The 21,756-nt window shown below is 68.3% G+C and carries 17 protein-coding genes; 4 read left to right on the top strand and 13 right to left on the bottom strand.

All coding sequences use genetic code 11. The features are described 5' to 3' along the window. Positions 1-375: 375 nt before the first annotated feature. Genes C7H84_RS05195 through C7H84_RS05165 form a run of 7 tightly spaced genes read right to left on the bottom strand, consistent with a single transcriptional unit; the run spans position 376 to position 7,590 of the window. Complete coding sequence (locus C7H84_RS05195) at positions 376-1,440, bottom strand: 2-aminoethylphosphonate aminotransferase (RefSeq protein WP_121857723.1); 1,065 nt, start codon at positions 1,438-1,440, stop codon at positions 376-378. After that, positions 1,440-2,621, bottom strand: a complete 1,182-nt coding sequence (gene aepY, locus C7H84_RS05190) for a phosphonopyruvate decarboxylase (protein WP_121857722.1) — start codon at positions 2,619-2,621, stop codon at positions 1,440-1,442. Before aepY ends, C7H84_RS05195 begins: the two co-directional genes overlap by 1 nt. Further along, complete coding sequence (aepX, locus tag C7H84_RS05185) at positions 2,618-4,303, bottom strand: phosphoenolpyruvate mutase (RefSeq protein WP_121857721.1); 1,686 nt, start codon at positions 4,301-4,303, stop codon at positions 2,618-2,620. The genes aepY and aepX overlap by 4 nt, the downstream gene beginning before the upstream one ends. Beyond that, entirely contained in the window at positions 4,300-5,067 is a 768-nt protein-coding gene (locus C7H84_RS05180) for a phosphocholine cytidylyltransferase family protein (protein ID WP_121857720.1), read from the bottom strand. The genes aepX and C7H84_RS05180 overlap by 4 nt, the downstream gene beginning before the upstream one ends. Positions 5,068-5,102: 35 nt before the next feature. Next, positions 5,103-6,104: an HpnL family protein gene (locus C7H84_RS05175; RefSeq protein WP_121857719.1), complete on the bottom strand. Its 1,002-nt coding sequence runs from the start codon at positions 6,102-6,104 to the stop codon at positions 5,103-5,105. Further along, positions 6,101-6,910 carry a 2OG-Fe(II) oxygenase gene (locus tag C7H84_RS05170; protein ID WP_121857718.1) on the bottom strand — a complete coding sequence of 270 codons (810 nt, stop codon included), beginning with the start codon at positions 6,908-6,910 and terminating at the stop codon, positions 6,101-6,103. The genes C7H84_RS05175 and C7H84_RS05170 overlap by 4 nt, the downstream gene beginning before the upstream one ends. After that, positions 6,907-7,590 carry a CDP-alcohol phosphatidyltransferase family protein gene (locus tag C7H84_RS05165; RefSeq protein WP_121857717.1) on the bottom strand — a complete coding sequence of 228 codons (684 nt, stop codon included), beginning with the start codon at positions 7,588-7,590 and terminating at the stop codon, positions 6,907-6,909. Before C7H84_RS05165 ends, C7H84_RS05170 begins: the two co-directional genes overlap by 4 nt. A gap of 647 nt (positions 7,591-8,237) precedes the next feature. Between C7H84_RS05165 and C7H84_RS05160 the strand changes: the two genes are divergently transcribed. Continuing rightward, entirely contained in the window at positions 8,238-9,752 is a 1,515-nt protein-coding gene (locus tag C7H84_RS05160; RefSeq protein WP_121857716.1) for an acetyl-CoA hydrolase/transferase family protein, read from the top strand. A 170-nt stretch (positions 9,753-9,922) separates the two neighbouring features. Further along, the gene (locus C7H84_RS05155) at positions 9,923-10,354 is read left to right on the top strand and encodes a helix-turn-helix domain-containing protein (protein ID WP_121857715.1); all 432 of its coding nucleotides are present in this window, start codon (positions 9,923-9,925) and stop codon (positions 10,352-10,354) included. Positions 10,355-10,421: 67 nt separating this feature from the next. Here the strand turns inward: C7H84_RS05155 and C7H84_RS05150 are convergent, their stop codons facing one another. After that, positions 10,422-11,300 (bottom strand): helix-hairpin-helix domain-containing protein, encoded by an 879-nt coding sequence (locus tag C7H84_RS05150; protein ID WP_121857714.1) that lies wholly within the window; start codon positions 11,298-11,300, stop codon positions 10,422-10,424. 158 nt (positions 11,301-11,458) lie between these two features. After that, positions 11,459-13,012, bottom strand: a complete 1,554-nt coding sequence (locus C7H84_RS05145) for a sigma-70 family RNA polymerase sigma factor (RefSeq protein WP_121857713.1) — start codon at positions 13,010-13,012, stop codon at positions 11,459-11,461. Between the two features lie 308 nt (positions 13,013-13,320). Between C7H84_RS05145 and C7H84_RS05140 the strand changes: the two genes are divergently transcribed. Beyond that, positions 13,321-13,764: a hypothetical protein gene (locus C7H84_RS05140; RefSeq protein WP_121857712.1), complete on the top strand. Its 444-nt coding sequence runs from the start codon at positions 13,321-13,323 to the stop codon at positions 13,762-13,764. Between the two features lie 33 nt (positions 13,765-13,797). Continuing rightward, a complete protein-coding gene (locus C7H84_RS05135) occupies positions 13,798-14,616 on the top strand; it encodes an SH3 domain-containing protein (protein WP_121857711.1) in 819 nt (272 codons plus the stop codon). A 174-nt stretch (positions 14,617-14,790) separates the two neighbouring features. On the opposite strand, the gene ilvD is transcribed toward C7H84_RS05135, so the two are convergent. From ilvD to C7H84_RS05115, 4 genes are all read right to left on the bottom strand, one after another. Beyond that, complete coding sequence (gene ilvD / locus C7H84_RS05130; RefSeq protein WP_121857710.1) at positions 14,791-16,650, bottom strand: dihydroxy-acid dehydratase; 1,860 nt, start codon at positions 16,648-16,650, stop codon at positions 14,791-14,793. 295 nt (positions 16,651-16,945) lie between these two features. After that, entirely contained in the window at positions 16,946-17,968 is a 1,023-nt protein-coding gene (locus tag C7H84_RS05125) for an Ldh family oxidoreductase (RefSeq protein WP_121857709.1), read from the bottom strand. Further along, positions 17,961-19,553 carry an aldehyde dehydrogenase (NADP(+)) gene (locus C7H84_RS05120; protein ID WP_121857708.1) on the bottom strand — a complete coding sequence of 531 codons (1,593 nt, stop codon included), beginning with the start codon at positions 19,551-19,553 and terminating at the stop codon, positions 17,961-17,963. The genes C7H84_RS05125 and C7H84_RS05120 overlap by 8 nt, the downstream gene beginning before the upstream one ends. A 79-nt stretch (positions 19,554-19,632) precedes the next feature. After that, positions 19,633-21,258 (bottom strand): APC family permease, encoded by a 1,626-nt coding sequence (locus C7H84_RS05115; RefSeq protein ID WP_121857707.1) that lies wholly within the window; start codon positions 21,256-21,258, stop codon positions 19,633-19,635. Positions 21,259-21,756 lie beyond the last annotated feature (498 nt).

Here is a 21,756-nt window from a genome sequence, read left to right as displayed (position 1 = left end):
TAACAGTCGCCACGGGCGATGTAGCCACTGAGCTGTTGACACAAATCCGGGGTGCGAGGGCGCAGGTCGATGAGATTGTATTGGCGAATATCGCCCGCGACGAGCAAGGCTCTCTCTCTCTCTTCTTTCGTCTACACCACCGCTGTTCGATTCTAAACCAGCTCATGCCCAGTTACGCCCTAGTGTCGCTTTCGCCGCCGGAAGCTGCCGTTGATGGGGCTGCCGCAGCAATGGCTGGAGTGGGTCGGCAACAGCCAGTCGCTTTTAACTGCTGCCAGCCAAACGCCACCGATAGGTCCGGTCGTTCCCCGAGCTTCGCGAACAACAAAAAAAAGGCCCTTGCGGGCCTTTCGTATACGTAGATGCGGACAACGCTTACCGCGTCAACGCCGTAAACCCTTCCAGCAACCGCTCGACATCAGCCGTCTGAATCGCGCCCATCGTCGAGATCCGGAACAATTCCTTCGACAACCCGCCTTGCCCCGCGTAAATGACGAAGCCACGCTCCTTCAACCCGTCGTGCAGCGTCTCGTACGTGACACCCTGCGGCAGCCGATACGCGCGCAGCACGACCGACGAAGCACCTTCTGGCAGCACAAGCGGCATCCCACGTTCAGCAAGCCCCGCCTGCGCCTGATCGGCCAGCGCCTTGTAATGCGCATGCCGCGCACGCCAGCCGCCGGCCTCATCAAACTCGCGCAGCGCCTCGACGAGCGCATAGTAAGCATGCACGGAAGGTGTAAACGGCGTATTCCGCTGATCCTGCAGCTTCGCAAGCCGCCCGAGATCGAGATAGTAAGTACGACTAGCAGCCTTCGCCAGCGCACTACGCCGCACGATCACGAACGCCGCGCCCGGCACGCCGTGCAGGCACTTGTTCGCGGTCGCGGCGACCGCATCAATCACGCCACCGCCGAAATCGATCGCCTCAGCCCCAAAACTGCTGACACCATCGACCAGCATCTTCACACCACGCGCACGACACACGTCGGCGATCGCACCGAGATCGTTCAACCGGCCGGTCGTCGTTTCATGATGAATCACCGCGACGTGCGAATAACCGCCCGCGTCAAGACGCGCACCAACCTGCGCGAGATCAGGCGCCTGCATCCACTCATGCTTCAGCACATCATGCGCGATCCCGTACTGCGTCGCGATCTGCGTGATGCGCTCGCCGTACACGCCGTTCTCGATCACGAGCAGCTTGCCGTCCTGCGGCACGAGCGCGGCGATCATGCTTTCGACGGCGGCGGTGCCCGAGCCCGTCATCAGCACGGCGGCCCATTCGGCCGGATCGAGTTCATACGCGGCGACGAGACGCGCACGCGCTTCATCCTGCAGATCGAAGAATTCGCTTTCGCGATGGCACAGGTCGGGTTGCAGCAGGCTGCGGCGCACGCGTTCGGTGAGCGTGACCGGGCCGGGGTTCAGCAGCAGCATCAATGAGCTCCTTCGGCGTGGGCTTCGGCCTGCGCGGCGCCGATATGCCGCATCAGGCGAGTCTTGACCTCGACCGGCGTGACGGTCGGGCGGGGCAGGCCGTCGGGCACGCCCGTGCGGATCGCCACACGCACGAACTGCGCGCCGTCGGCTTTCGCGGAAAGCGTCGCATCGAGCACGTCGAGCGTGTCGCCTTCGACGGCCGACGCATAGCCGCACGCGGCCGCGACGCCCGCGAACGACACATGCTGCGACACGGTTGCCTGGCCGCCGGTCGATTCGTGCGCGCCGTTGTCGAGCAGCACGTGCGTGAGGTTGGACGGGCCGTAGGTGCCGAGCGTCGCGAACACGCCCATGCGCATCAGCGCGGCGCCGTCGCCGTCGACGGCCACCACGCGCAGGTCGGGGCGCGCGAGCGCCAAGCCCAGCGCGAGCGGCGTCACGCAGCCCATCGAGCCGACCATGTACAGCTGGTTCGGGCGATCGTCGATCGCATAGAGTTCGCGGCCGCAGAAGCCGGTCGACGCGAGCACGACGGTCGAGTCGACCGGCGTGTGCGCGATCACGCGCTGCAGCGCGTCGTGGCGGGTCGGCCACGCGGCCGGCGATTCAGCGCGCGCGGCCGACTGCGCGGCAACGTGCGCACGCGGCGTCGCTGCCGGGTTCGACTTCAGTTCATACGGCGCGACGCTGCCTTTCTGCATCACGAGCGCATACGGGCGGCCCGTTGCGTCCATGTGCGCGATCGCGCGGTCGAGCGCCGGGCCGACCTGTTCGGGGTCGGTCGGGAACGTCTCCCACGGGATCTCCATCGTGTCGAGCATGGCCGGCGTGATCGGCCCCATCAGCGCGTGCTGCGGCTCGTCGGACACGCCCGGCTGCCCGCGCCACGTGACGATCAGCAACTGCGGCAGACGGAAGGTCCAGGTCAACGACGTGAGCGGACTCACCGCGTTGCCGAGCCCGGAGTTCTGCATCATCGCGATCCCGCGCTTGCCGCCGAGCGTCGCGCCCGCGATCAGCGCGACCGCGTCGCCTTCGTTCGCGGCCGACAGGTAGTGCAGCGTCGGGTCCTGCAGCACGTAGTTGATGAACGGCGTCAGGTACGAGCAGGGCACGCCCGCGTACCAGTCGAAGCCGCGTTCGCGCGCGGCCTCGACGAACTGGGCCGCCTCGATCATTGTGCGCTCCCGTTGCCGGCGCCCGGCTCGGACAGCGGCGTCTGGCCGTGCGCGAAGTCGCCCGCGCGGCGGAAGTCTTCCAGGTCGTTGACGCCGCGCCAGTGGCCGTGCACGTACTGCACTTCGATCTTCTCGCCGGCGGCGATCAGTTCGTTGAGCAGCGACGGGATGTCGAGCGTGTCGAAATCGGGGCGTGCCTGCAGCGTCGCGAGCATCGTCTTCAGGCGCTCGACGCCTGCGCCGCGCACGTTCAGCAGGCCGATCCAGCGGCCGTGCGGCGTGCCCGCGGCGACGTCGCTCGATACGCGTTGCAGATACGTCTTCTGACCGAACAGGCCGCGGTCGTCCGCTGCCGAGCACAGCGCGAAATCGCGCACGCTTTGATTGGTCTCGGTCAGCGACGAATCGACGACGACGCTGAACTCGGCCTCGCTCTCCGCGAGATCGCGCAGGATGTAGCTGCGGAACAGCAGGTCGCCGTAGGAGATCACGGTGTCGCCGTTCAGGCGTTCGGCCGCGCATGCGAGCGATGCGAGTTCGCCGGTCTGCGCATGGCGCTCGTTGACGACGAGCTTGATGCCCGACGTGTCGATCGCGTCGGCGCGATAGCCGCCGACCACGGTGATGTCGTTCACGCCATGCTTCTTGAAGCCGTCGACGAGCCAGCGCAGGAGCGGCTTGCCGGCGACGGGCAGCATGACCTTGGGTTTGTCTTCGGTAACAGCCTCGAGCCCCTTGCCGCGGCTGGCCGCGAGCACGATCGCGGCGTTCGACGCGCGCGACGACGACGACAGGTAGATGCGCTCGGCGGCCGAGTATTCGTCGGCGTCCTGCAGGCGGAAGATCTCGTTGACCGACGCGACGCGGTCCTCGACGTTGATCAGCGTCTCGTTCTCATGGATTTCGCGCGCGACGGCCTGCATCGCCGACGCCGACGCGCGGATCAGGTGGTTCGCCCAGATCACGGTGCTGATGCCGGCCTGGCGGAACACGTCGGTCGGGGTGCTGTAGTACTTGGTCGGCACGATCACGAGCGGCGCCTTGCCGCTCCATTCGCGGGCGAACTGCAGGATCTCGTCCGGGCGCGACAGCTTGCTGTGGATCAGGATCGCGTCGGCGCCGGCTTCCGCGTACGCGTTCGCGCGGCGCAGCGCCTCGTCCATTCCCCAGCCCGCGATCAGCGCTTCGACACGCGCGACGATCGAGAAGTCGGAGTCCGTCTGCGAATCCTTGCCGGCCTTGATCTTGCCGCAGAACTCGTCGATCTCGGCGAGCGGCTGGCGTTCGCCGTCGATGAAGCTGTTGGTCTTCGGGAACTGCTTGTCCTCGATGCACACGCCGGCGATGCCGCGCTGCTCGAGCTTCTTCACGAGGCGGCGCACGTTGTTGAAGTTGCCGTAGCCGGTGTCGCCGTCGAGCAGGATCGGCAGGTCGCTCGCGTCGGCCATGAACTCGAGCACGTCGACGACCTGCGTCCAGCTCGCTTCGTTGTTGTCGCGCACGCCGAACTGCGCGGAGATCGCGAGGCCCGATGCCCAGATGCCCTTGAAGCCGGCTTCGCGCACGATGCGCGCCGACAGGCCGTTGTGCGCTTCCATCAGGAATTCGAGGTCGCTGCTGACGAGCATGCGGCGCAGGCGGGCGCTGCGCGATTCGGTGTAGTTGGGTTCGCGTGCGTTCATCGTGCGGCTCCGGCGGTCGTGCGTTGAATCAGGGGGAGAATGTCTTGCGTCGCGCGTGCGACGTCGTTCGGGAAGTCGATCTCGATCCACGGCGACCCCGTGACGTCGGCGACGTCGAACGAATGGCCGCCCTCGAGCAGCAGGTCGCGCACGGCTTCCTCGTGCGGCATGTTCGCGCGGCCGCTGTCGACGTAGCCGGCGACGATGGTCGCGAGGCGGCGCGCGGTGCCTTCGGTGAAGCGGAAGAAGCCGACCGATTCGCCGATCGTGTCGTATTCCAGATCGACCGCGAGCTGCTTGCGCAGCTCGACCGGCACGCCGTTCTTCAGGCACAGCTTGACGGGCTCGTCGCCGGCCTCGAAGTCGCGATCGATCAGCAGGCGGTCGACGGCCTTGTCGGCATCGGCGATCAGCGCGTACAGGATGTTCTCGTCGTACAGCACGTCGGCGTCCATCAGCAGCACGTCGCCGCCGCGCGTCATCGCATCGGCGACGGTGTGCACGGTCAGCACGCTGCCGAGGTCGTAGCGCTCGTTGATCACGATCTCGGCGGTGCGGCCGAGGCGCTTCAGTTCCTGCTCGACCTTCTCGTGCTGGAAGCCGAGCCCGAGCACGATTTCATCGACGCCCGCGGCGTCGAGCACACGCAGATGGCGCTCGAGCAGCGACACGTCGTCGAAGCGCAACAGGCACTTCGGGAATTGCGCCTCGGGCGGTTGTTGCAGGCGCAAGCCGAGGCCTGCCGCAAGAATGATGGCTCGCATGGGTTCTCCAACCAAAAAGCCGGCGATCTGAACGATCAGTCGGCGAGCGGCTGCGGCGCACGGCGCCGCTGCCAGTTTCTTTCACTGAAATGCAGATAGAGCAGGCCGGGCAGGCCGAGCGCGAGTTCGCGCGCGCGCTTCGCGAGCGACAGCGCGAGCGCCGCGTCGGGCGGCAGGCCGACCAGCGGCGCGAGCAGCAGGTAACCGCCTTCCTGTGCACCGAGCGAGCCCGGGATCGCGAACGCCGCACCGCGAATCGCCTGGCCGACGCTCTCGAGCAGCAGTGCGTCGAGCCAGCAGACCGGGTGCCCGAGGAAGTGCAGCGCGAGCCACACTTCGGCGGTGCCGACGATCCAGCCGACGAGGCTCAAGGCGAAGGTTTTCGCGACCTTCGCGCGATCGCGGTACAGCGTGCCGACCGCGTCGTCGATCGCATCCGCGCGGGTTGCCAGCGACGACCAGTCGCGCGGGCCGAGCAGCTTCGACGCGAGACGCAGCCCGCGGCCGAACAGCCCGCGCCGCTGCGCCGCGTAGAACGCGATGGCGAGCGCGCCGAGCACGCCGGTGGCGATCAGCGCCGGCGTGCGCAGGTAAGCGACCGATTCGTGCGTTGCATACAGGCTGAACGTGGCGATGCCGATCAGCGCGAACGCCATCTGCGCGAGCGCCTGCATCGTCGTGCTGACCGTGACGACGGCGGCCGCATCGGCCATCCGCGTGCCGCGCTGCGCGAGGTGACGCACCATCAGCACCGGCCCGCCGATCTGCCCGGCGGGCAGCAGGCTGTTCACCGATTCGCCGACCCAGCGCGCGCGCAGCGCGTTGCCGAGTTCGGCGCCCGGCTGGCCGCGGCGGAACATCACGGAAATCGCGAACGCATCGACCGTGAGCGGCACGACGTGGAACGCCGCGACGAGCGCGAGGCCCCAGCCGGCCGCGAGAAACGTCGACGCAACCGCGCCGACGCCCTGCCACGCGAGCAGTGCGACGAACAGTGCCGTTCCGAGGGACAGCAGGATCAGGCCGGCGCGTGTCATGACCCGGTCGACCGGCGCGTGGCCAGCTGCTTGAACACCTGGCGGAAACCGAAATACGCGATCGCGTCCTTCATGTTCGAGATGAAGCGCTTCCACGGCCGCATGCCAGGGTTGGTCACGTATTCGAACGTCAGCGACACGCGCGTCTCGTTCTGGCCGAGCGGCGTGATCCGGTGGCGCAGCTTGTCGCCGTCGAACAGCACGATGCCGCCATCGGCGATCTGCACCGAACCCGGTTGGTCAGGCACGTCCGGGTTGCGCGTATGCAGCTCGTAGTCGAGCCGGCACGACGATTCGTCGATCACGCCGATCAGCAGCGTATAGCGGCGGCCGTCGTAATACGACGTGTCGTAGTGCCAGCCGATGTGGTCGCCGGGCTTCGTGTAGTAGTAGAGCGCGTACGCATGCGGATCGTTGTCCGGCGACAGCATCAGCTTGTCGCCGGTGATCTTCTCGAGGAAGCCGATCAGCGCCTTCGAGCGGTACAGCTCGGCGATGTACGGCGCCTGCTCGTCGATCGTGTGCCGGCTCACGCTGCCGCCCTGTTTGTGGCCGGGCAGGTAATTGCGGTTCAGGCCGGGCTGCATCGCGCGCGCGGCGGCCGCGAGTTTCGCGTGCGCGTCCGACGGCAGGAATGCGTCGAGATACAGGAACGACCCCTGGCGCGTGTAGTCGCCGCGCAGGCGGTCGAGGTCGAGACGGCCGACGCTGTCGGCCACGGTGCGATCGGGATCGGCCGCTGCCGCGCGCGCAGGCGCGGGGCGTGCCGGGCTCAGCACGGAGTCGTCGCGCGTGCTAGGAGTCATTTGGAAGCCTGGATTTCAGTGGGGTTCTGCGAAAGGCTGCTGCCGCGGCGCACGATGCGCCACCAGTCGATCACGACCCATGCGGCGAACAGCGGCGCGCCGATCGACGCCGCGAGCAGGAACGGCTGCACGCCGTCGACGAGCGTCACGATCGGCAGCAGGTAGAGCACGTCTTCGGTCTCGAAGCCGCCGGCGAATGCCTGCTTGGTGCCGGCCTTGCCGGCGATCGATTCGATCCGCATGCGCAGGAAGAAGATCAGCGCGACGGCCGCGCCGGCCACCGCACCGAGCAGCACCGGCGACGCGGCCATCTGGCCCCCTTGGGCGACGATGCCGAGCCCCATGCTGACGAACAGCGCGACCGTCACGAGCGCGTCGGCCGCGAGGTCGTAAAAGTGACCGATCTTGCTGGACTTGCCGCTGATGCGCGCGAGCTCGCCGTCGGTGTGGTCGACGAAGTTCGACAGCACGATCAGGAATGCGCCCGCGTTGCTCCAGCCGAAGCCGCCTTGCGCGAGGCACCAGGCGCCGGCGAGGCCGATCAGCAGACGAAGGGTAGTGAGGTGATTCGGGGTGACGGGCGTGTCGATCAGCGGGCGTACAAGCGAGCGCGCGAGCCGCGCATCCCAGGTGCGTGGCAGCGGCGGTTCGGAACGTGTGGCGGTTTTTCTTTGGTCCATCGGCGAAATATATACGGAATTGTAATTTGATGCTTTTTATTCGATCAATGTCCTGACATACGGGAGTGTTACCGCGCGATCCGGGCATCGGCCGGTTGCAAACCGGACGCGCGAAACGACGCTCGCGGATCCGGGCCGTACGTCATTCAGTGTGGCTCGCGCGACGCCGCTGTCAAGGCCTGCGGGCCGCTCCAGCGGGTCCGGCGGGCACTTCGCGCATGGGTGCGGCTTGACGTGCATCAGGCCCGACAAAGCGCGGCCGGGTGACAATCGGCCGCGGCGATCGCAAGCTGGGCAGCGCATGTCGATTGTGCGCCGCTGCATGGTGAATCCTGGCACGCGTCGGCCGATTGGCGTTCAGTCGTTCGTCAGCCGGGCGCGGCAAATTGGCGATTCGCTTTCGCCTACCTTTCGGCTGGATTCTGGCGGGCGCCGCGCCTGTGCCTGTCACAGAACGGCCGTTCGATACCCGTTGCAACGTGCAAGTATCTTTTGCATTCAGCGGACATTTCGCGGCAATAGCCTCTGCGATACTCCGACCGTGCCCGTGGTGCCGGGCCGCCCCTCGCGGCCCCAAGGGCTTCGCGTCGCTCAGGAGACACCCCCCGCGACGTCAATGACAGACCAAAAGCGTCAGATATCCAGCCATGTCTTCTTCACGCATCCTCGCCCCCGCCCTGCGTTCGCTCGTCCGCACCGCCGACGAAGCCGCCGCGCTGATCCGTCCCGGCATGACCGTCGCGATGAGCGGCTTCACCGGCTCGGGCTATCCGAAGGCCGTGCCGGCCGCGCTCGCCGCCCACATCGACGCGGCCCACGCGCGCGGCGAGGACTTCCGGATCAACGTACTGACCGGCGCATCGACCGCGCCTGAACTCGACGGCGCGCTCGCCCGCACCAACGGCATCTCGATGCGCCTGCCGTACCAGTCCGACCCGACGCTGCGCGACAAGATCAACAGCGGCGAAGTCGACTACCAGGACGTCCACCTGAGCCACGTCGCGCAATACGCATGGTTCGGGCTGTACGGCGAGCTCGACGTCGCGATCGTCGAAGTCGCGGGCATCCGCGAGGACGGGCTGCTGATTCCGTCCGCGTCGATCGGCAACAACAAGACCTGGCTCGAGCAGGCGAAGCACGTGATCCTCGAGGTCAACGCGCGCCAGCCGCTCGGCCTCGACGGGATGCACGACGTCTATTACGGCACCGCGCTGCCGCCGCACCGCAAGCCGATTCCGCTGACGAAAAGCGACGACCGGATCGGCGAGCCGTACTTTCGCTGCCCGGCCGAGAAAATCGTCGCGATCGTCGAGACCGATGCGCCGGACCGCAGCAACGCATTCTCCGCACCGGACGCGACGTCGAAGCAGATCGCGCTGCAGCTGATCGACTTCCTGCGCCACGAAGTGAAGCGTGGCCGCCTGCCGGAAAACCTGCTGCCGCTGCAGTCGGGCGTCGGCAACATCACGAACGCGGTGCTCGCGGAACTGAGCTCGGCCGGCTTCTCGAACCTGAGCGCGTACACCGAAGTGATCCAGGACGCCATGCTCGACCTGCTCGACGACGGCACGCTGAGCTTCGCGTCGGCCACCGCGCTGTCGCTGAGCCCGGCCGCCGTGCAGCGTTTCGCCGACGAGATCGCGACCTTCCGCGAAAAGATCCTGTTGCGTCCGCAGGAGATCAGCAACCATCCGGAACTCGTGCGCCGCCTCGGCTGCATCGCGATGAACGGGATGATCGAGGCGGACATCTACGGCAACGTGAACTCGACGCACGTGATGGGCACGAAGATCCAGAACGGCATCGGCGGCTCGGGCGACTTCGCGCGCAACGGCTACCTGTCGTGCTTCATGTCGGCGAGCACCGCGAAGGGCGGCGCAATCTCGCGGATCGTGCCGATGGCGAGCCACGTCGACCATACCGAACACGACGTCGCGGTGGTCGTCACCGAGCAGGGGCTCGCCGACCTGCGCGGGCTGTCGCCGAAGCAGCGCGCGCGCAAGATCATCGCGACCTGCGCGCATCCCGACTACCGGCCGATGCTCGAGGACTACTTCGAGCGTGCGTCGCGCGAGAGCTTCGGCAAGCACACGCCGCACCTGCTCGCCGAGGCGCTGTCGTGGCACGAGCGCTATGTGCGCACCGGGACGATGAAGGTCTGAGCGGCCGGACGTGTGCGCGGCGCACGCGCTGCACGCACGTCCTGCGCGTCGTCAATCCATCGCCGCGTGCGCGACGTCGACGAAAGGCGGAGTGGATCCAGGGCGGTCCAGGCTTGTGTCGAAGGACGCGAGCGGCTATCTTGCAACTTCAAGTTCACTTGAGGTCAAGCATGAGCCGTCTGGACATCGCCGATGTCGCGCGCCGCTCGGGATTGCCGGCGTCGACGCTGCGCTATTACGAAGAAAAGGGATTGATCGTGCCGACCGGCCGTCACGGGCTGCGGCGCCAGTACGACGAGTCGGTGCTGGAGCGCCTGGCGCTGATCGCGCTCGGCCGCGAGGCGGGGTTTTCGCTCGACGACATCCTCGCGATGTTCGGCGCGGACGGCCGGCCCGCGATCGATCGGGCGAAGCTCGGCGACAAGGCCGATGAGCTTGACCGCACGATTCGCCGTCTCGGCGCGGTGCGCGATGCGCTGCGGCATGCAGCCGGGTGCCCGGCGGCGAATCATCTCGAATGCCCGTCGTTCCGCAAGCTGCTGCGCATCGCGGCGCATCGGCATCCGGCGCGCCGCACGACCGCGAAGAGGGACGGCGCGTAACAAGCGGTTCGGTTTGCCGTGAAAGGTCGTGCGCGAGCCCAGCGCCGCCGCTAGCGACTCGAGCGCCTCATCCTGCGTAATACACGCGGCACTCCATCTCCCGGCCGCGCACGATGCGCTTGCCGACGAGCGAGCCGAGCGTTTCCGTGACGACGGTCCGCTGGTACTCGCATTGCAGCGCATCATAGAAATAGAGCGCGACCCAGTCCGCGGTGCGGCCGGGCTCTTGCGTACGTGCCGGATACGGGCACAGCGCGGTGAAATGCCAGCCGCCTTTGGTCATGTGCATCACGGGCGGCTGAATGCTGACGTCCGCGTTCAGGCGGCGCGACACGAGCGTCGGCAGGATGCCGGCGGCGGCCTTGCTGCGGTACAGGCGGTCGATGTAGAGCAGCAGTTCGACCGGCGGCTCCGTGCCCAGACCGGCGTCGCGCGCGTGGCCTTGCCAGCGCCGGCGCCGGGTCAGCACGTCGTCGAGCGCCGCGCGGATGCCGGCCGCGCGACGCGGGCCGACGCCCGCGATCGCTTCGAGCTGGCCGCTGCGGGCCGCGCGTTCGAGTTCCTCGAGCGTATCGATGTGCAATGCGTCGTGAATCCGCAGCGCGAGCCCGTGACCGATGCCCGGCACGGCTTCGAATGCCGACACGCGTTCCGCATCGCCGCGCAGCCGGTCGAGCAGGCGCCAGCGCCGGGTGACCAGCAATTCGGCGATCGCCTGCGCGACGCCGGTGCCGACTTCCGGCAGCGCGCCGAGCGCATCGACGCCGCCCGCGTCGAAGCGCGTGCGGATATCGTCGTCGATCGACTCGATCGTGTCGGCTGATGCGCGGTAGGCGGCCACCCGATAAGGATTTGCGCCCTGATCGGCAAGCAACTGCGCGGCTTCGCGCAGGCAGGCCGCGATTTGCCGGTTTTCCTCGTGCGTCTGGCTGACGGTCGTCTGCATGGTGCGGGACCTGTGGAAGCGCAAACGGAGTGACCGGCGCGCGAGGCGCCGGTCGACTCTTCATTTCAACATATTGTCGCGGCAAGCGACGAGCAAAACTTGATGCGCGTCAATGGCAAACGTTGCACAGGCGGAACGCGGCACGAACGCGCGGGCGGTTACGCGTCGAGGAACGACTGTGCGCCCTCGGCCTCGGCGGCCGTGCGCAGCGTGGCGAGCGCGCGCTTCTCGATCTGCCGCACGCGTTCGCGCGACATGCCGGCGTCCTGCGCGATCGCATCGTAGGTATCGGGCTCGGCGCCGCCGAGGCCGAACCGCCGGCGCAGCACGTCGGCCTCGGCCGGCGTGACCGAGCGCAGCAGCGACGTAACGCATTCGCGCATCCGCGTGTCGGCCAGGCGCTCGAACGGGCTCGCCGATGCCTGGTCCTCGATCACGTCGACGAGGCCGGTGTCCGCGTCGGGCAGCGGCGTGTCGAGCGACAACGGCTCGGCCGGCAACGCGAGCACGGCGCGCAGCTTGTCCTCGGCGAGCCCGGTTTCGGCCGCGAGTTCTGCCGGCGTCGCACGGCGGCCCGTGCGCTGGCGCAAGCGCAGCGCATGCCGCTGCACGCGCTGGTACTGGTCGCCGACGTGCACCGGCACGCGGATCGTGCGCGAACGGTCGGCGACCGCCCGCGCGACCGCCTGCCGGATCCACCAGGTCGCGTAGGTCGAGAACTTGAAGCCGCGCCGGTATTCGAACTTCTCGATCGCGCGCATCAGGCCGAGGCACCCGTCCTGTACCAGGTCGGGCAGGTCGACGCCGCGGTTCATGTACTTGCGCGCGATCGACAGCACGAGCCGCAGGTTCGCCTCGAGCATCGCTCGCGTGCCGTCGCGCACCTTTTGCTGACCGTCGCGGAGCGCGGCGCCGAGCGCACGCCGTGCGACCGTGTCGAAGCATGCGGCGTCGGGATCGGTATCTGTAACGGTATCGGCCGGCGCGGCGGCGAGCGCGCGCACGACGCGGCTCGCGTCGTCGACGGCCGGTGCAACCCACGCGAGCGAACCGAGCAACGTGGCGAGGTGGTTGCGCGCGTCGCGGTAGTCGGACGAGCGGCAGCCGTGCGCGTGCAATGCGCCGCGCACGGCCGCGACGGCGTCCTGCAGCGCGTCGTAGCGCGCCGGAGCCGGTGTGTCGCGTTCGTCTTCGCCGACGTCGCCTTCATCGGCGCTCGCGCCGGTCGTGCGCGTGGTGCCATGACGCGCAAGCAGCGCCTCGACGGCGGTCGGGCAGCCGGCCAGCGCATGCAGGATCTGATGGCGGCCCGTTTCGATTTCGCGGGCGAGCACGATTTCGTCCTCACGCTTGAGCAGCGGCACCGCATGAATACGCCGCATGTACAGCGCGAGCGGATCGGTCGACGCGCTCGTGCCGCGGGCGAGTTCGCCGAGCAGCGCGCGGCCTTCGTCGAGCGCGTCGCGATCGACCTCGACCGTCGCGGCATTCGCGAACGGCGCCGGCGCGGCCGGCTCGTCGAGCACGGCGATGCCGATGTCCGCGAGCGCGGCGCGCACGACGTCCAGCGCGTCGGGGCTGTCGCTTTCCGGCGGCAGCGCGTCGACGAGGTCGGCGTGCGTCAGATAACCCTGTTCGCCGGCGAGCGCCAGCAGCTGGATGATCGGATCGAGGGGCGTGTCCGCCCGAAGCGTGGGGCGTGGCGTAGTCATGTCGATGGCGGCGCGAGCCGCGTTCCTGTGTGGGCGGGCCGAGGTCCGCCGGTCTCAGGCCGCCGGGGGCCGCGAACACCCGTTCGCGCCGGTCAGCCTGACTCGATATTCAAGTTGAGGGCAATTACGCCAACTTCAACGCCGGCGCGCCAGACGCGCGAGCACGCGGCATGCCTGCTGTCCCGACCCCGCCATTTTGTCGCCGAAACAAAAAGTAACCGATCAAACCCGCGGAAATATGCAGGGGACGTAAGCTACAGTCAGGCGCGCGCCACGCGGCAACGCGCCGAATTTTTGCGGAGTTTCACATGACCCCGATTTCCACCGCGCGCCCAGCCGTCATCGTGCTGGCGATGCTTGCGCTGAGTGGTTGCTATTACACGGGCCCTTATGGCTATGCCCCGTATTACGCGCCGGTGCCGGCCACGGTGACGCAGCGCGAGATCCCCGTCGGCCCCGCAGCCAGCGGGCCGGTTGCCGCGTCGCCGCCCGCGGCGCCGGCTGGGTCCGCCGCGCCGCCGCCGCCGGACGATTACGCGTACGCCCCGGCGCCCGTGTATGTCGCGCCGGCCTATGTCGGTTACCCGGCCTACTATCCCGCGTACTACCCGGGCTGGTACGGCCCGCCCGTCACGCTCGGCCTCGGCTTCTGGGGGCATTGGGGCGGCGGCTATCGCGGCGGGTATTGGCGCCGTCCGTGGGGCGGCGGCCACTGGGGAGCCGGACATTCGGGCGGGGGCCATCGACATTGACCGACGCGCGGCGGCACCGCGCGGGAGAGCAACATGGGCAATACCATCATTCGAAGCCTTTGCGTCGTCCTGTTCGGCATCGCCGCGGTGCCGGGCGTCGCCGACGCGCAAAGCAGCGCCTACACGAATTCGGGTGCCGAACTCTATGCGGGGCCGGCGCCCGATTATCCGGTCGTCGCGCAGCTCCCGCCCGGCACCGCGGTGGACGTGTTGGGCTGCCTGAGCGACTACGCGTGGTGCGACGTCGCGCTGCCGGGCGTGCGTGGCTGGATCGACGCGCAGCAGCTCGACTATCCGTACCAGGGCAACTACGTGCCGCTGCTCGAATATGGCGCGGTCATTGGCGTGCCCATCACGGGGTTCGCGATCGGTGCGTACTGGGACCGCTACTACCGCAATCGCCCGTGGTACCACGACCGCGATCGCTGGGAGCATCATCGTGCCGAGCCGCGAGTCGGCCCCGGCGGGACGCCGCCCGCCTACGGTCGTCAGCAGCCGGGCGGGCCGATCCAGCGGGCACCGGGCGGCGAGCCGTCCGAGCGGCATGATGCGCGGCCATCGGCCACGCGCGGCGGCTGGAACGGCTCGAACCGTGTGCCGGCTCCGCAAGCCGCGCCGACCATGCATCAGCCTGCTCCGCAAGCCGCACCGGCGCCGGCCGTGCGTCAGCCGGCTCCGCAGGCTCCTGCCGCTTCGCCGCCGCCCGCACAGGGCGGCGGTCCGGCCCGGGTGATGGTGCCGCCGACGCATCAGGGCGGCGGCAATTACGGCGCCCGGGGCGGCGGAGACCACGGTGGGGCCGACCGCGGCGGGGGCGGGGGTGGACGGAGCAGCGACGAGTTCCGCCGATGATCGACTGACGGCACTGGGACTGGCGCTGGCACCGGCACTCGCACTGGCAACGGCAACGGCAACGGCAACGGCAACGGCAACGCGCCTCCGCGCCGGCGCCGGACGAAAAAAAACCGCTCCGGAGAGCGGCTTCTCGATCAGGCGGGCGGGACGTTTCCGACCCGCTGCCTGGCGTCAGTCGTCGAGCAGCGACAGGTCGCGCACGGCACCCCTATCGGCGGACGTAACCAGCTTCGCATAGGCCTTCAGCGCTGCGGACACCTTGCGCGGCCGCGGTTGCGCCGGCTTCCAGCCCTTCGCGTTCTGCTCTTCGCGGCGGCGCGCGAGTTCCTCGTCCGACACCAGCACGTCGATCGTGCGATTCGGGATGTCGATGCGGATCTTGTCGCCGTCGCGCACGAGGCCGATCGCGCCGCCCGCGGCCGCTTCCGGCGAGCAATGGCCGATCGAGAGACCCGACGTGCCGCCCGAGAAGCGGCCGTCCGTCAGCAGCGCACATGCCTTGCCGAGGCCCTTCGACTTGATGTAGCTCGTCGGGTACAGCATTTCCTGCATGCCGGGGCCGCCCTTCGGACCTTCGTAGCGCACGATCACCACGTCGCCGGCCTTGACCTTGTCGTTCAGGATGTTCTCGACCGCTTCGTCCTGCGATTCGGTCACGTGAGCCGAACCCTCGAACACGAGGATGCTTTCGTCGACGCCGGCCGTCTTCACCACGCAGCCGTCGAGCGCGATGTTGCCGGTCAGCACGGCGAGGCCGCCTTCCTTCGAGAACGCATGCTCGTACGAGCGGATGCAGCCTTCGGCGCGATCGAGGTCGAGGCTCGGCCAGCGCGTGTCCTGGCTGAACGCGACCTGCGTCGGGATCCCGGCCGGGCCGGCCAGGTAGAACGTGCGCACCGCGGCGTCTTCCGTGCGGACGATGTCCCACTGGTCGAGCGCATCCTTCAGCGTCGGCGCGTGCACGGTCGGCACGTCGGTGTGCAGCTTGCCGGCGCGATCGAGCTCGCCGAGGATCGCCATGATGCCGCCTGCGCGGTGCACGTCCTCGATGTGGTACTTGTTCGTGTTCGGCGCGACCTTGCACAGCTGCGGCACGCTGCGCGACAGGCGATCGATGTCCTTCATCGTGAAGTCGATGCCGGCTTCCTGCGCGATCGCGAGCAGGTGCAGGATCGTGTTGGTCGAGCCGCCCATCGCGATGTCGAGCGTCATCGCGTTCTCGAACGCCTCGAAGCCGACCGCGCGCGGCAGCACGCGCATGTCGTCCTGCTCGTAGTGCTGGCGGGTCAGCTCGACGATGCGGCGGCCGGCGCGCTTGAACAGCTGCTCGCGATCGGCGTGCGTCGCGACGACCGTGCCGTTGCCCGGCAGCGACAGACCGAGCGCTTCGGTCAGGCAGTTCATCGAGTTCGCGGTGAACATGCCCGAGCACGAACCGCAGGTCGGGCAGGCCGAGCGTTCGACTTCGGCGACGTCGGCATCGGAATACGACTGGTCGGCCGCGATCACCATCGCGTCGACGAGGTCGAGTTTCTTCAGCTCGACGGTCTTGGTGACCGGGTTCGCGAGACGCGTCTTGCCGGCTTCCATCGGGCCGCCCGACACGAAGATCACCGGAATGTTGAGGCGCATCGCGGCCATCAGCATCCCCGGCGTGATCTTGTCGCAGTTCGAGATGCAGACCATCGCGTCCGCGCAGTGCGCGTTCACCATGTATTCGACCGAGTCGGCGATGATTTCGCGGCTCGGCAGCGAATAGAGCATGCCGTCATGGCCCATCGCGATGCCGTCGTCGACCGCGATCGTGTTGAATTCCTTCGCGACGCCGCCCGCGGCTTCGATCTCGCGCGCGACGAGCTGGCCGAGATCCTTCAGGTGCACGTGCCCGGGCACGAACTGCGTGAACGAGTTGACGACCGCGATGATCGGCTTCGAGAAATCGTCGTCTTTCATGCCGGTGGCGCGCCACAGCGAGCGCGCACCTGCCATGTTGCGGCCGGCGGTGGAGGTTTTGGAACGGTATGTGGGCATTGTGATGGCTGAAGAAATATCGCGGAAAAGGGTGGAGGCACGGGAATAAAGGCCTCTCGCGCGCCCGTGCGAACAACCTCTTGAGCTGCGCCCTGGGCAAACCCGACGATTATCCCACAGCCGCCGGGCGAGCGGCGCCCGCGGGCAAGGGCGACCGGCGCGGGTGGGGCGGCGGGCGGTGCGTAGGCGGGAAAGCGCGAAGCCGGAAGCCGACCATCACCGGCAGAGCCCGGGAGCAGCTTCATCGCCCGTCTTGCCGACGATGAAGCCGCGCCATCCCGCCCGCGAGCGCGCGTCAGTCAAGCAGCGTCAGGATTTCGTCGTACAACGCCTTCGGAATCCGCACGCCGTGCGCGATGCTGCGTGCGCGCGCATCGAAGCGTCGCTGCGACGGCAACCGCGCGCCTTGCCCGGTGATCGACGCGAACATCCGTTCGCCGCGCGCGAGCCCCGCGTCGAGATCTTCGCCGAGAAACACCTTCGGATCGAACGCGATCACGAGCTCGCCATGACACGGCGTCGCGCCGACGCCTTCGTCGAACTCCATCGACTCCTGGCTCGTCATGTCGCCGATCAGCGCACCGCCGAGCAGTTCGACCATCGCCGCGAGCGCCGAGCCCTTGTGACCGCCGAACGTGCGCATCGCGCCCTGCAGCGCTGCTTTCGGATCGGTGGTCGGCTGGCCGTCGGCATCGATGGCCCAGTGCGACGGAATCGACTTGCCCTGTTTCGCGTGCAGCTCGATGTCGCCGCGCGCGATCGCGCTGGTCGCGAAGTCGAACACGAACGGCACGCCGTCCGGGCGCGGCCACGCGAACGCGATCGGGTTGGTGCCGAACACCGGCTCGCGGCCGCCTTCCGGCGCGACCCAGCTGTGGCTCGGGTTCATCGCGATGCCGACCAACCCTTCGGCGGCAATCGCCTCGACCTCGGGCCACAGCGCCGAGAAGTGATAGCAGTGGTTGATCGCCATCGCGGCGATCCCGTGCTGCTTCGCCATCTCGACGAGCACCGGCAGGCCGGTTTCGAAGCTCAGCAGCGAGAAGCCGCGATGCGCGTCGACCGACACGATCGACGACGACAGCCGGCGCAGCGTCGGCACGGCCTGCGGATCGACCTTGCCCTTCTTCAGCGAACGCACGCACACGAGCAGCCGGTACATGCCGTGCGAGTGGCACTCGTCGCGCTGGCCCTGCGTGATCACGTTGGCGATCGCGTGCGCGTGCGCATCGGACATTCCGTGATGCGTGAGCACCCGCAGCGCGAGGGCATGGACCTCATCGAGCGACAGGACGACGTCGGCGAGCGGCTCAGACATCGCGCGCTTCCCGCGGCGCCGGCACGCCGTCGATGCGTTGCGGCACGTTCAGCGGGTTGCCGTTGCGGATCGCATCGGGCAGCAGCGCGTCCGGCACGTCCTGGTACGACACCGGGCGCAGGAAGCGCTCGATCGCGCGTGCGCCGACCGATGTCGTGCGCGTGTCGGACGTGGCCGGGAACGGGCCGCCGTGCACCATCGCGTGACCGACCTCGACGCCCGTGCCGAAGCCGTTGACGAGAATCCGGCCGGCCTTGCGCTCGAGCGTCGGGCGCAGCGCGGCGAACAGCGCGGCGTCGCCGTCGCCGAGATGCGCGGCGATCGTCAGCTGGCCTTCGAGCGACTTCAGTACGCGATGCAGCGTGTCGGCATCCGGGCAGCGCACGATCACCGATGCGGGGCCGAACACTTCGTCGCGCAGTTGCGGGTGCGCGATGAATGCGTCCGCAGCGGTGGCGAACAGCGCCGCGCGCGCCTGATAGCGGCCGCCTTCCACGCCTTCGGCGAGCCGTTCGACCTTGTCGTGCGCGTGCAGCGCGGCCACGCCTTGCGCATAGCTTGCGTGGATGTGCGGCGTCAGCATCGTCTGCGCCGGCGTCGCTTGCACGGCGGTGGCCGCCGCGGCTTCGAACGCGCGCAGCGCGGGGCCGTCGACCGCGAGCACGAGGCCCGGGTTCGTGCAGAACTGCCCGGCGCCGAGCGCGAGCGACGCGACGAACTGCGGCGCGATCGTGTCGTGGCGCGCGTCGAGCGCGGCCGGGAACAGCAGCACCGGGTTGATCGAACTCATTTCCGCATAGACCGGAATCGGCTCGTGGCGCGCGGCCGCGATGTTCATCAGCGCGACGCCGCCGCGGCGCGAGCCGGTGAAGCCGACCGCCTTGATGCGCGGATCCGCGACGAGCGCCTGGCCGATCTCGCGCGACGCGTCGAACAGCAGCGAGAACACGCCGGCCGGCAGCCCGCAGTCGCGCACGGCCTGCTGGATCGCGCGGCCGACGAGCTCGGAGGTGCCCGGATGCGCCGAGTGCGCCTTGACGATCACCGGACAGCCGGCCGCGAGTGCCGATGCGGTATCGCCGCCCGCGACCGAGAACGCGAGAGGGAAGTTTGATGCGCCGAACACGGCGACCGGCCCGATCGCGACGTTGCGCAGGCGCAGGTCGACGCGCGGCAGCGGCTTGCGGTCGGGGCGAGCCGGGTCGATGCGCGCATCGACGTAGCCGCCGTCGCGCACGAGCGACGCGAACAGTGCGAGCTGGCCGACCGTGCGGCCGCGCTCGCCTTCGACGCGCGCGCGCGGCAGGCCCGTTTCGGTGACGCAGCGCTCGATCAGGTCGTCGCCGAGCGCCATGATGTTGCGGCCGATCGCGTCGAGAAACGCCGCGCGCTGCTCGGGGCTCGTTTCGCGGTACGTGTCGAACGCGTCGTCGGCGAGCGCGCAGGCCGTCTCCAGGTCGTGCAGGCTCGCGCCGCCGAACGCGGGTTCGAGCGATTCGCCGGTCGCGGCGGCGATCGCGTGGAGGGTGCCGTTCTGTCCGGCGATGGCCGACTGGCCGATCAGGAGCTGACCTGTGAGTTGCATGGTTTTCCTCGAAAAATGCGGGGCCGGGCGTGCGGTGCCCGGCCGGAATGGAAAGGGGGAAATGGGGAAAGCGAGTGCGTCAGTCTTCGTCGTCGTCGAGCTGCAGCTTGTCGGACCGGATGCCGGTGTTGGCGCCCCAGTAGAAGATCACGAGCGCGACGGCCGCGACGACGAACGTGTCGTACGGATGTGCGAGCTGGCCCGTGCCGCCGAAGCCGCCGAAATACGACAGCACGATCATGGCCGCGTAGAACGCGATCAGCCATGCGGACGAACGCACCTGCTCGGCGATGCTCAGGTGCGCGGTCGGCACCCAGCGGCGGCACGCGAGATAGATCACGAACATCACGATCTGCAGGCCGAGCAGCCAGGACACCGTGCTCCAGCCCGACCAGTAGACGATCAGCGCGGCGATCACGAACGACGCCGGGCCGGTGAGGCCGAACGCCACTGCGCGGAACGGCCGCGGCAGGCCGGGCGCGGTGCGGCGCAGCGCGGCGACCGACACGGGCGCAACCGCATAGCTGAGCACGAGCGCGGCCGACACGATGTTGATCAGCGCTTCCCACGACGGGAACGGCATCGTCCAGAAGATCGACAGGCCGAACGTGAGCCACAGGCCTGCGCGCGGGATGCCCGACGCTTCGTCGACGCGCGTGAACACCTTGAAGAACGTGCCCGTCTTCGCCCAGCCGTAGACGACGCGCGGCGTCGCGTTCATGTAGATGTTGCCGCAACCGCTCGGCGAGATCACCGCGTCGGCGACGACCATCACCGCGAGCCAGCCCACGCCGAGCGCGAGCGCGATGTCGCGGTACGGCAGCGAGAACGCCTTGCTGACGTCGTGCCAGCCGGCGGCGAGCATGTCGGTCGGGATGCTGCCGATGAACGCGAGCTGCAGCAGCACGTAGATCAGCGTGGACAGCAGGATCGACAGGATCAGCGCGATCGGGATCGTGCGCTGCGGATTGCGCACTTCGCTGGCAACCGACACGATCGGCGTGAGGCCGAGATACGCGAAGATGATGCCGCCGGCCGACACGGCCATTTCGATGCCCGGCATGCCGAACGGCGCGAAGCCGTGCACGGTCAGGTTGGCGGGTTTGAAGAACGTGAACAGCACCGCGATCACCGACAGCGGCACGATGAACTTGAAGATGCTGATGACGTTGTTCGCCTTCGCGAACGTCTTCACGCTCGAATAGTTCAGGTAAAAGAAGAAGCACAGCAGCGCGGCCTGCAGCAGCCAGCCGATCGTCGTCGGGTCGCTCGAACCGGCCTTGGTCAGGCCCGGGAACCATGCCGCCGCGTACTGGCGCGCGGCAACCACTTCGATCGCGATCAGGCTCGAGAATGCGATCAGCGTGATGAAGCCCATCAGGTAGCCGAGCAGCGGGCCGTGCGAGAACACCGGGTAGCGGACCACGCCGCCCGCGCGCGGCAGCGCGGCGCCGAGCTCGCAGTAGACGATGCCGAGCAGCAGCACCGCGAAGCCGCCGAGCAGCCACGAGAAGATGCCGGCCGGGCCGGCGATCGTCGATACGTGGCTCGCGGCGAACAGCCAACCCGAACCGAAGATCGCACCGAGGCCGATGAACGTGAGGTCGGTCAGCGACAGCTGTTTCTTGAATTTGCCGTGACCGCCGTCGGCGGCCACGGAACGGGAAAGCGGGACGGACGGGTGCGTATTGCCTTGACCTGGCATGGGTTTGTCTCCTGGGAAATATCGGGGCAGGCGGGGTTTGCGCCGCGCTCCGACGGAGCAGCGGTGCGGCACCTGCCGGCCGGCGTGCGACCGGTTCTAATGACCGGGGGGACCATTCATGCGCAGCGCGGGCTGGCGTGGCAGCGAACGGGCCCGTGGGCCGTGCCGGACAGGAAGCGGCGGCGCGACGGGGGGAGGCCGTTGCACCGCCGGGGGAAATCGGTCGGCGCGATCGGCGCGCTCAGCGCTTTGCCCGGTTCTGTCCGGCGCGGCGTGCGGTGTCGAAAGCGATGGAAGCGCCCGGTTCGAACCGGTTGCGGACGGCGGGGAAAACTCCGGTCCGCTGGATGGCGTTTCGGTTCACTGCAATCTCCTGCTTCGTATCGGTCGGCGACTGGCGCGTCGGCGTGCAACCAGTATCGCCGTGCAAACACCCATCACGCTTGAGTCGTATCGCGGAGCAAAATGACGAAATCGGCACAGCGGCCGGAAGGGTCC

Origin of the sequence: Burkholderia sp. Nafp2/4-1b, from assembly GCF_003635165.1 — a bacterium.
Lineage (GTDB): Bacteria > Pseudomonadota > Gammaproteobacteria > Burkholderiales > Burkholderiaceae > Burkholderia.
Note: the sequence above shows the minus strand (reverse complement) of the source record. Positions and strands in the feature narration are given on the sequence as shown.